This window comes from Nonomuraea basaltis, assembly GCF_005893125.1.
Classification (GTDB): domain Bacteria; phylum Actinomycetota; class Actinomycetes; order Streptosporangiales; family Streptosporangiaceae; genus Nonomuraea; species Nonomuraea basaltis.
Genome location: NZ_VCJS01000354.1, coordinates 1 through 9005 on the forward strand (window position 1 = coordinate 1; position 9005 = coordinate 9005).

The 9005-nt window shown below is 70.6% G+C and carries 10 protein-coding genes and 1 pseudogene; 6 read left to right on the forward strand and 5 right to left on the reverse strand.

Going from position 1 to position 9005, the window contains the following annotated elements:
- The 3 genes from EJK15_RS64830 to EJK15_RS64840 form a co-directional block, all read left to right on the forward strand.
- A partial coding sequence (locus EJK15_RS64830) for a hypothetical protein (protein WP_206062176.1) occupies nucleotides 1-181 on the forward strand: 181 nt, incomplete at its 5' end.
- A gap of 9 nt (nucleotides 182-190) precedes the next feature.
- Nucleotides 191-493 (forward strand): alpha/beta fold hydrolase, encoded by a 303-nt coding sequence (locus tag EJK15_RS64835; protein WP_206062178.1) that lies wholly within the window; start codon nucleotides 191-193, stop codon nucleotides 491-493.
- Nucleotides 490-1284, forward strand: a complete 795-nt coding sequence (locus EJK15_RS64840) for an alpha/beta fold hydrolase (RefSeq protein WP_138720184.1) — start codon at nucleotides 490-492, stop codon at nucleotides 1282-1284. Before EJK15_RS64835 ends, EJK15_RS64840 begins: the two co-directional genes overlap by 4 nt.
- A gap of 67 nt (nucleotides 1285-1351) precedes the next feature.
- Here EJK15_RS64840 and EJK15_RS64845 read toward each other — a convergent pair.
- Nucleotides 1352-1987, reverse strand: a pseudogene (locus tag EJK15_RS64845) (Tn3 family transposase); the annotation flags it as partial.
- On the opposite strand from EJK15_RS64845, the gene EJK15_RS72240 reads away from it, so the two are divergent.
- A complete protein-coding gene (locus EJK15_RS72240) occupies nucleotides 1917-2126 on the forward strand; it encodes a hypothetical protein (RefSeq protein WP_171075340.1) in 210 nt (69 codons plus the stop codon). The pseudogene EJK15_RS64845 and the gene EJK15_RS72240 overlap by 71 nt on opposite strands.
- Nucleotides 2127-2621: 495 nt before the next feature.
- Here the strand turns inward: EJK15_RS72240 and EJK15_RS64850 are convergent, their stop codons facing one another.
- The 4 genes from EJK15_RS64850 to EJK15_RS64865 form a co-directional block, all read right to left on the reverse strand.
- Entirely contained in the window at nucleotides 2622-3515 is an 894-nt protein-coding gene (locus EJK15_RS64850; protein ID WP_138720185.1) for an alpha/beta fold hydrolase, read from the reverse strand.
- Nucleotides 3508-3984 carry a MarR family winged helix-turn-helix transcriptional regulator gene (locus EJK15_RS64855; RefSeq protein WP_138720186.1) on the reverse strand — a complete coding sequence of 159 codons (477 nt, stop codon included), beginning with the start codon at nucleotides 3982-3984 and terminating at the stop codon, nucleotides 3508-3510. Before EJK15_RS64855 ends, EJK15_RS64850 begins: the two co-directional genes overlap by 8 nt.
- A 238-nt stretch (nucleotides 3985-4222) precedes the next feature.
- A complete protein-coding gene (locus EJK15_RS64860; protein WP_138720187.1) occupies nucleotides 4223-4897 on the reverse strand; it encodes a response regulator in 675 nt (224 codons plus the stop codon).
- Nucleotides 4894-6234, reverse strand: a complete 1341-nt coding sequence (locus EJK15_RS64865) for a sensor histidine kinase (RefSeq protein ID WP_138720188.1) — start codon at nucleotides 6232-6234, stop codon at nucleotides 4894-4896. The genes EJK15_RS64860 and EJK15_RS64865 overlap by 4 nt, the downstream gene beginning before the upstream one ends.
- A gap of 216 nt (nucleotides 6235-6450) precedes the next feature.
- On the opposite strand from EJK15_RS64865, the gene EJK15_RS64870 reads away from it, so the two are divergent.
- Together EJK15_RS64870 and EJK15_RS64875 are read left to right on the forward strand one after the other, a co-directional pair.
- Nucleotides 6451-7581 carry an alpha/beta hydrolase family protein gene (locus tag EJK15_RS64870; RefSeq protein ID WP_138720189.1) on the forward strand — a complete coding sequence of 377 codons (1131 nt, stop codon included), beginning with the start codon at nucleotides 6451-6453 and terminating at the stop codon, nucleotides 7579-7581.
- A 271-nt stretch (nucleotides 7582-7852) separates the two neighbouring features.
- Complete coding sequence (locus tag EJK15_RS64875) at nucleotides 7853-8788, forward strand: tyrosine-type recombinase/integrase (protein WP_138720190.1); 936 nt, start codon at nucleotides 7853-7855, stop codon at nucleotides 8786-8788.
- Nucleotides 8789-9005 lie beyond the last annotated feature (217 nt).

A 9005-nucleotide genomic window follows, 5' to 3' on the forward strand; every position in this document is an offset into this window, starting at 1 on the left:
CGCGGCCTTGGTCCCACCGAAGGCGCTGGATCGGGCCAACGCCGAGCTCGACAAGGCGGGCGTGCCGCTGGACCTGAAGCAGCTCAAGCCCGAGCAGCTTGAGGCGCTCGTGGAGCACCTCGACGAGACGATCGTGGAAATGGAGGCGTCCGATGGCCACCTGCGTGTCTTCTGCGAGTAAGGGGAAACCATGACCAGCCGGCAATCCATCTGGACCGGCAGGGTGCCGGTCGATGACAGCGCGCTGTACGTGCGCGACACCGGCGGGCCCGGCCATCGGGTGGTCTACCTCAACGGCGCCCATGCCGACCAGTCGCACGGGCGGCGCGTCATCGCTGACCTCGACAGCGACTACCGGCACATCACCTACGACGAGCGCGCCCGCGGCAAGTCGAAGCGCTCGGCGGACTATTCATTCGAGGGCGCCGTCCGGGACCTGGCCACCGGCACCAGCCACCGTTCCCGATTCACTTTCGAGAAAGGCAGACCATGACCATCAAGCGATCCCCCTGGACCGGCATGGTCCCAGTAGCCGATACGGCCTTAGCCGTCACCGACACCGGCGGCGGTGTCCCTGTGATCTACCTCAACGGCCACGCCGGCGTTCAGCGGCAATGGCGGCGGGTCCTCGCCGAGTTGGGGACGCAGTGGCGGCACATCACCTACGACATGCGGGGGCGTGGTAAGTCGAAGCGTTCGGCGGATTATTCGTTCGAGACGAACATCCGAGATGTCGATGCTGTCCTCGCAGCCCGGGGTGTGGCCCGGGCGGTAGTGGTGGGCTGGTCCTATGGAGCGTTTGTCGCGGCGCACTGGGCCAGCCGCAATCCGGCCCGTACCGTGGGCGCGGTCTTGGTTGAGGGCGCGCAGCCCTACGACTGGTTCGACGAGTCCATGGAACCGGGGATGCGCAAGATATGGAAGCGGATCTGGTGGCCCATGCAGCTGCTGCGCCCGTTCGGTATGGCTCCACGGATGACCGGCGACCAGCTGGCAGACAGCAACATCGAGGTCGGCAAGATCGCCCGCGAGCGTGACCTGGGCCCCGTGCTGGACAGCATCACCGTCCCGGCGCGCTACGTGGTCGCTTCTGGGGAGTCCTTCGGAAGCCAGGGCGGGCACGAACAGGTACGCGCCAGCCTCCCTGCGGTGACTGCCCGCAATCCGAACATCCAAATCAGCGCGAAAGTCGCCAGCAACCACGGTTCGATCCTGCGTAAGGACTACCGCGCCATCGCCGAGGCCGCACGCGAGATCGCCGCCCTCGACCACGAGGGGCCCTGAAAACGCCGCCGTCACGGTGAATCCCGCACGGGAGAATCCTGATAGCCGTCGGCGCAAAGCCAGAGGTCTACACGCCCTCTCCCTCCACCGTCTCCACCATGTCCCCGCCGTCGGGCAGGTCGGGGATCTCGCCGAGCCGGCGCAGGCCTTCGGCCGGTGCGGAGGAAGAGATGGCATAGCGGCCCAGGACGTTCAGGTGGGCGTGGCCGAGTGGGCTGAGCCGGGCGGCATCCTCATCCTTGACCGGCACGCCCTGCGCCCGCACCTGGTCGACGGCGGCCGACAGATACTTCGAATTCCACAGCGCGACCGCATTGACGACCAACCCCAACGCGGCTAGCTGATCCTCCTGGCCCTCCCGATAAGCCTTCCGGATCTGCCCGCTTGCGCCGTGGCAGATCTTGCGGGCGAGTCGATGCCGGGACTCCTGGACGGTGAGCTGCTTGTTGAGCCTGCGGCGGTAGGTGTCGTCGATCGGGTCCAGGATGGACAGCAGGTGCAGGGTCTTGTCGATGCGACCGTACTCGGCGAACGCCTGCCCGAGCGGGGTCGGGCGCCCGCCTCGGGCGAACATACGCAGCAGGTCGGAGGCGCGAACCTGGTTGGTCACCAGCGATCCGGCGACCCGGATCATGTCCGACCAATGCGTGGTGATCTTCTGCCGGTTGATCTTGTTGCGGGCGATCGCCTCCAGAGGCCCGTATACCGGCGTCGTGCTAGCCGACGTCGCCCAGGCCGTGATGGGCGCCGCCGGGCACGCGGACGCCGAGCGCCGCGCCGTGGTGCTGCATCGTTTCGACCAGCTGCTCACAGCGCTGGTCTTGGAGGACCCGTCGTACTGAGGTCACGGCCTGTTGCGCGGACCGTAGCCCCTGGGCGCGCCGGCGAAAACCATGGCCGTAACGGTTGCTTCCGGAAGCAGGGGAGCCTGCTTCCGGAAGCAGCCCCGCTAGCACCCAAAAACGCAGCCTGACCAGCCCGGTAGCAGGTAGCAGCCTGGAGGGCGGCCTACCCCGAAACTCGGCTCCGGCGCCAATTCCGCCCCCTGGGGGCGACTGCTGCTTCCACCCGCGTACCGACGTGGTCGCAACCCGGCACTCCCCCCGGTCCCCGTCGCCACCACGACGAATGGCCCGCGCATCGCGTCGGGCCATCGTCAGCTCTGGAGCACACCCATCGTGGCCGTGCGGCACGCTGGGCGGGACCGTGTGATCGCCGTGGTCAGCGACATGACTATCCCTTTCTCTCGTACTTGGTCTGCCCCGGGTAGGCGGTCCCCATCAAACGCACCAGACCCATCAAGCGATCTCAGTCACACCCAACGCCTATAGACATGATCAATCGGGCGTGACCATGGACGCGTCACTACGGCCCTCGCGGATGGGTCCCGAAGCGCCTGCGGTGTTGGCTTGGAGGAACGCGGTGAGGGCGGCGGCGACCTCGGCGGGCCGTTCGGCATGGGGCAGGTGGCCCGTACCGTCGAAGACACGCAGCTCGGCATGGGGCAGGGCGGTGCGCAGGCTCTCGGGCTCGGGCAGTGGGGTGACACGGTCCGCGCGCCCCCAGAGCACGAGCGTGGGAACGCCCCGGTCGTCGTTGCGCCGATAGAGGGCGCCGGCGTCGTGGACGGGCATCCGGCGCACGGAGGAGAGCACGGCCCGCTGAAATCCGGGCGCGGTGGCGTAGGGGCGAAACCGCGAGCGCAACGCCTGGACGACTTCGGGCCGGTCGGAGTAGTCGGGCAGACGGGACAGCAGGACGGCGGTGCCGGCGATCGCGAGCAGCGCGTCGCCGAGCACCGGACGCTGCATCAGCCGTACGGCCGGGGACATGCGGACGCCGAAGCCGTCCGGCGCGACGTAGGTCAGACTCGCCACCCGTTCGGGGCGGCGGCCAGCGAAGCGGGCGGTGATGAGGGCCCCGAACGCGAGCGCGATCAGGTGCACGGGCTCGGTCGGCTGGATACGGTCGAGCAACTCGGTGAGCTGGCGGTCGAAGGCGTCGGCGTCGTAGGAGATGCGGGGCGCGGCCGAGGCGCCCCGGCCGATCAGGTCGTAGCGCAGTACGCGGTAGCCGTTGGCGGCGACGGTGTCGGCGAGGCCGTCCCAGACGAACATCGGCAGGGTGGCGCCGGGCACGAAGACGACGATGGGCGCGTCGGCCGGCCCGTCGAGACGGTAGTGGGTACGGCCGGCGGGCAGATCGAGGAACTGGTCAGTCAGGTCAGGCATCGTCGGGTCTTCCTTCGTTGACGAGGTGGCGGGTGACAGGGGACGCCTGGGCGACGGCGTCGTGGGCGAGGCCGCGCATGATCCGCCGCCAACCCTCGACCGCGGCCGGGCCGGCTGCGTCGAAGACGGCGGACAGGTGGGCGAGCTGGGGGCCGGTGGCGGCGCGTTCGAGCGCCTGCCCCTCGGGGGTGGCTGACAGTGACCGCTCGCGCCCGCTGCGTGCGGGGACGTCGCCCGCGACCAGGTCGCGGCGCCGCAGGTCCGACAGCGGCCGATGCAGCGCCTGGCGGGAGATGCTGAGCGCTGAGGCCAGCTCGCCGACGCTGATGCCGGGGCTGCGGGCCACGACGTACAGCACCCGGTGGTGCATCCGGCCGAGCCCGTGCTCGGCGAGCACGGTGTCGGCGTCGTCGACGAAGGAACGCCAGCCGAGGAAGAAAAGTGCGACATCACGCTCGTCCGCAAACATATCAATGATATTGACGTATTTCAGAGGAGCGGGCAAATGGGGGTGGGAACCGATTACGCCCGGCCATGGCCCTTTTCTGGCGCATTCGGTTCCCACCCCCCGGTCTCGCCCTGTTGAGCGACAGGAGAGTGTCGGTGGGCTGCGACACTAACTGTCAGTAACAGAGTGTGATCAGCCGCCGACATCGCGACGTTACCGCAGCAGCATGTTCTTCCCGGATCGGCATGACCATGCACGGTCACGTCGCGCCTGGGGAGACCAGCCCGGTCTCGTAGGCGAGCACGACGGCCTGCACCCGGTCCCTGAGCCCGAGCTTGGCCAGGATGCGGGCCACGTGGGTCTTCACCGTCGCCGGGCTGAGGGTCAGCCGTTCGGCGAGCTCGACGTTGCTCAGCCCGGTGGCCAGCAGCCGCAGCACCTCCAGCTCCCGCGCGGTCAGCTCCGACAGGTCACGGTGCGGGGCCGGAGGGCCGGCGTCGTCCCGGCGGGCGAACCGCTCGACCAGGCGCCGGGTGATGGTCGGGGCGAGCAGGGCGTCGCCGGTGCGCACCAGGGTCACCGCGGCCACCAGGTGCTCGGGGGTGACGTCCTTGAGCAGGAAGCCGCTGGCCCCGGCGGCGAGCGCGGTGTAGACGTAGTGGTCGAGGTCGTAAGTGGTCAGGATGAGCACGCGGGTGCCGCCGGCCGCGTCGTCGGCGAGGATGCGCCGGGCGGCCTCGATGCCGTCCATGCGCGGCATCCTGATGTCCATGAGGACGACGTCCGGCCTGGTACGCCGGGCCGCCTCCACCGCTTCGGCGCCGTCCGCCGCCTCGGCCGTCACCTCGATGCCGTCGGCGGCCAGGATCATTCGGAAGCCGGTGCGTACCAGGGCTTGATCGTCGGCGATGATCACGCGGAGAGGGTGGCTCATGAGGCTCGCCATGGTACTCGGGCCAAGATCCGGTAGCCTCCCGCGGAGGTGCGTCCCGCGTCCAGAGTGCCGCCGTAGACGGCCAGCCGTTCGCGCAGCCCGATCAGCCCGCGCCCGCCCGTGTGCGACCGGCCGCGCCGCGTGCCGCCGGTGTCGGTGACCTCGATCTCCAGCCGGTCGCCCTCGTGGCGGATCGAGACGGACGCCGCCGCGCCCGCCGCGTGCTTGATCGTGTTCGTCAGGGCCTCCTGGACCACGCGGTAGGCGGCCAGATCGACCCCGGCGGGCAGCGGGCCGGGCGGCAACGACAGCTCGACGCCGACCCGGATCCCGGCGCCCCGGACCCGGGCGACCAGCGCGTCGAGCTGATCGAGCCCAGGCTGCGGCGCGAGCCCGCCCTGCGGACCGGGCGGCCCGTTCTCCGTGGCCTCGTTCTTCATGGCCTCGTTCTCGGTGGCCAGCAGGCCCATGACGTGACGGAGTTCGGACATGGCCGCCCGGCCGCCCGCCTCGATCGCGAGCAGCGCCCGCTTCGACTCCGTGGGCTCGGCGTCCATGACCTTGCGCGCCGCCCCGGCCTGGATCACCATCACGCTCACGTTGTGGGTCACGATGTCGTGCAGTTCGGCGGCGATCCTGGCGCGCTCCTCGTCGACGGCCGCGCGCGTGGCCTGCGCCTGGGCCCGCTGGAGCGCGTCGATGCGATCCCGGGCGGCCCGCAGCCGCCCCTGCCAGAAGCGGACGGCCACCGCCAGCACTCCCGCCCCCGCCAGCACGACGATGGGGCCCAGCCAGGACGGCAGCGCGGGGACGACGTCCTGGAAGACCACGCCGGTCAGCACGGCCGCCGCCGCCAGCCCGCCGGCCGCCGCCAGCCGGTGACGGCTGTAGGCGAGCGCGCCATAGGCGGCAACGCCGCAGGCGAGCACGGTGATCCACGTCGCGGCCTCGTGGGTGGCCAGCGCGGCGAGCACGACCGTCCAGAAGACGGCCAGCGGGTACCGGCGCCGCACCGCCAGCGGCAACGCGGTCAGGACCACCAGCAGCGGGTGCGGACCCTGCGCTGAGCCGGCCCGCGGGCTCGGCGGGTCCGGGCTCACCGGCCGGGCGGGTGGATCGGGACGCAGTTGCAGGGACACGGCCGCCGGCCCCGGTCGCCCCTCGGTGGAGGCGTCGTGCAGATCGGCCACCGCGGCCACCGCGAGCACGGTCAGCAGCAGCGCGAGCACCAGGTCGGCCACCAGCGCTCCGCGTGACGGCCGGGCGCGCGCCTCCTCCGGACGCAACACCTCCCGCACGTACTGCCGCCACATCCGCCACCTTCGTTCCGCCGCCATCGGGACATTGTCACGGCTGCGCGACCGGCCACGCATCCGTCGCGATGACGGGAGCGGCGTCCGCCGGGACTACATCGCAGGGATGACACCGGGCTCGAATCATTCCTCAGAGCTACCCAGATTCAGCACGGCGGCCGACGCGCCCGCCGCAACGCCGCGCCTAGCGTCGTCCCGTCCGCGGATGACCGCGGCCTCCCGAGAAAAGGCGACACACTGATGCATCTTGCGAGAACGACGGCCCTCGCCCTGGCCGGGCTCCTCACCCTCACGGCCCCCACTCCCGCCGCCGCTGCGGCGCCGGCGGCGGCACCGCGGCTGCCCGCGCCGACGGGCTCCCACGCGGTCGGCGTCACCTCCCTCCACCTGAAGGACGCCTCCCGGAGCGACCCATGGGTCCCGGCGGCGAAGTCGAGGGAGCTGATGGTCTCCCTGTGGTACCCAGCGGCCGGGACGCGAGGCAGGCACCAGGCCCCGTACGTGACGCCGAAGGAGTCCGAGCTGCTGATCAAGGACGCGGAGCTGCCCATCGCGCCCGACACGCTGAGCAAGGTGCGGACCAACGCCTTCACCGACGCCGTGCCCGCGGGCCGCAAGCGCGGCCTGCCCCTGGTGGTGCTCTCCCCCGGCCTCGGCTCCCCGCGCAGCTCACTCACCAGCCTGGCCGAGGACCTGGCCAGCAGGGGCAACGTGGTGGTCGGGATCGACCACACCTACGAGAGCGTCGCCACCGCCTTCCCCGACGGGCGGGTCACCACGTGCGTCGCCTGCGGGAACAAGGACCCGGACTTCGGGGAGCAGGTGGTCCGGAGCCGCGCGGCGGATGTCTCCTTCGTTCTCGACCAGCTCACCGGCGCAAAGCCGAAATGGCGGGGAGCCGCGCTGATTGACCGGTCGCGCATCGGGATGGCCGGTCAGTCCGTCGGCGGCGCGAGCAGCATCGCGGCCATGGTGCGGGACAAGCGCATCCGCGCCGGGGTCAACCTGGACGGCACCACCTTCGCCCCGATCCCCGAGCGCGGCCTGTCCCGGCCGTTCCTGTTCCTGGGGTCGCCGACGATGCACAGCCCCGGCGGCAAGGACGGGAGCTGGGGACGCGACTGGAAGAGGCTGACCGGCTGGAAGCGGTGGCTGGTGGTGACCGGCGCGGAGCACGCGTCCTTCACCGACGTCCCGCTGCTGGCCGAACAGATCGGCCTCGACCTCGGGTTCGCCATGACCGGAGCCCGCTCCGTGGAGATCACCCGCGCCTACGTCGCCGCCTTTTTCGCCCGCCACCTCACCGGGAAGCCGCAGCCCCTGCTGGACGAGCCGTCCGCCCGCTATCCCGAAGTGACGTTCGGCGGCTAGGTCCGATTTGTCCAAGCCGGGGCCGGTGCCGCCACGCATCATCGGGATTGAGACCGAACGGCCAGCGGCGATAGCGAGCCAGGGCAGGCGGGGTTACCGCCATCCGCCGCTCCGATGTGGGCGGGTACGGCACCCAAGGGTTTCGGGATAACCTTTGTTATCTGGCAAGATAGCGATCACATGCCGGGCGCGAGCTGGACGACCACCACCCGGCGCGGAGGCTTGGTTTCCCGGTTATCTGGCAACTCAGCGGACGGTGGAGGTCGGCACGGTGGATCCGGTCATCGCCGAGCAGCTCGGCCGCGCCCACCCGCTCGCCCGCCATCTCGACGACTTCCTCACCGACCTGGCCAACGCCGGCGCCTCCGCGCACACCCGGCGCGCCTACCGCGGCGACCTGATCGCCTTCGCCGCCCACCACGGCGAGGAGATCGCCGAGCTGACCGCCGCGCCGGTCCGCGCGTTCCTGGCCGAGCTCGCCGAGCTGTCGCCGGCCAGCCGTAAGCGCAAGCGCGCCGCCGTCGCCTCCTTCGCCAAGTGGGCGGTCCGTCACGATCTCTTGGACGCCAACCCGATGGACCGGATCGACACGGTGAAGGTGCCCAAGAGCCTGCCGCGCCCGGCCGCGGCCGCCGACGTGGCCAAGGTGCTGGCGGTGATCTGCTCGCGGCGGCCGCGTAAAGACCTGTCGTTGGACCGGCTGCGGGATCGGGTGCTGTTCGAGACGGCCTACGTGTGCGGCGCCCGCGCCTCGGAGGTGTGCGGGCTGTACGTCGAGGACCTGGACCTGCGCCTGGACGACGAACACGTCCGCGTCCACGGCAAGGGCGGCAGCGTCCGCACCGTCCTGCTCGACGACCGCGGCTACGTCACCCTGCTCAAGCTCTACCTGGCCCGCGCGGGCTACCGCGCCGGGCCGCTGTTTCGCGCCTCCATGAACGGCCGCGGCGGGCCGCTGTCCTACGACGCCGCCCACCACCGCTGGCAGAGCTACTGCGCGCAGGCTGGCGTCGAGATCGACATCCACCAGCTGCGCCACGCCCACGCCACCGAACTCATCAACGCCGGCGTCTCCATCGAGGCCGTCCGTCGCCGCCTCGGCCACGCCTCCACGGAGACGACGCAGCTGTACGCGTTGCTCGACGACAAGGTCGCCGACGCCGAGATCCGCGCCGCACGTCGACGCCGGGACCAGGCAACGCACTAGGGACGCTTCGCAACCAAGAACAACCTCAGCTCCCTGCAATCAAGATCCATCTCAGCGCCAACGGCTGTCCGCCGGTTCCTCGCCCCCGTGGAAGTCCCAGAGTTCATGCGAACTGAAGGTTCATCGGACTGAACCGAAGGGTCTTCATCCCTCATGGACCGTTTCGACCCTTGAGTTCGTCACGACTGGCGGGGTCTTGCTCTTCGACTGCGGTGGC

What these genes read in the sequence shown, in the direction of transcription:
- EJK15_RS64850 (WP_138720185.1), bottom strand. Translation starts at nt 3,515, where the DNA reads ATGCCTGACCTGACTGACCAGTTCCTCGATCTGCCCGCCGGCCGTACC.
- EJK15_RS64835 (WP_206062178.1), top strand. Translation starts at nt 191, where the DNA reads ATGACCAGCCGGCAATCCATCTGGACCGGCAGGGTGCCGGTCGATGAC.
- EJK15_RS64865 (WP_138720188.1), bottom strand. Translation starts at nt 6,234, where the DNA reads ATGGCGGCGGAACGAAGGTGGCGGATGTGGCGGCAGTACGTGCGGGAG.
- EJK15_RS64855 (WP_138720186.1), bottom strand. Translation starts at nt 3,984, where the DNA reads ATGTTTGCGGACGAGCGTGATGTCGCACTTTTCTTCCTCGGCTGGCGT.
- EJK15_RS64870 (WP_138720189.1), top strand. Translation starts at nt 6,451, where the DNA reads ATGCATCTTGCGAGAACGACGGCCCTCGCCCTGGCCGGGCTCCTCACC.
- EJK15_RS64860 (WP_138720187.1), bottom strand. Translation starts at nt 4,897, where the DNA reads ATGAGCCACCCTCTCCGCGTGATCATCGCCGACGATCAAGCCCTGGTA.
- EJK15_RS72240 (WP_171075340.1), top strand. Translation starts at nt 1,917, where the DNA reads ATGTCCGACCAATGCGTGGTGATCTTCTGCCGGTTGATCTTGTTGCGG.
- EJK15_RS64840 (WP_138720184.1), top strand. Translation starts at nt 490, where the DNA reads ATGACCATCAAGCGATCCCCCTGGACCGGCATGGTCCCAGTAGCCGAT.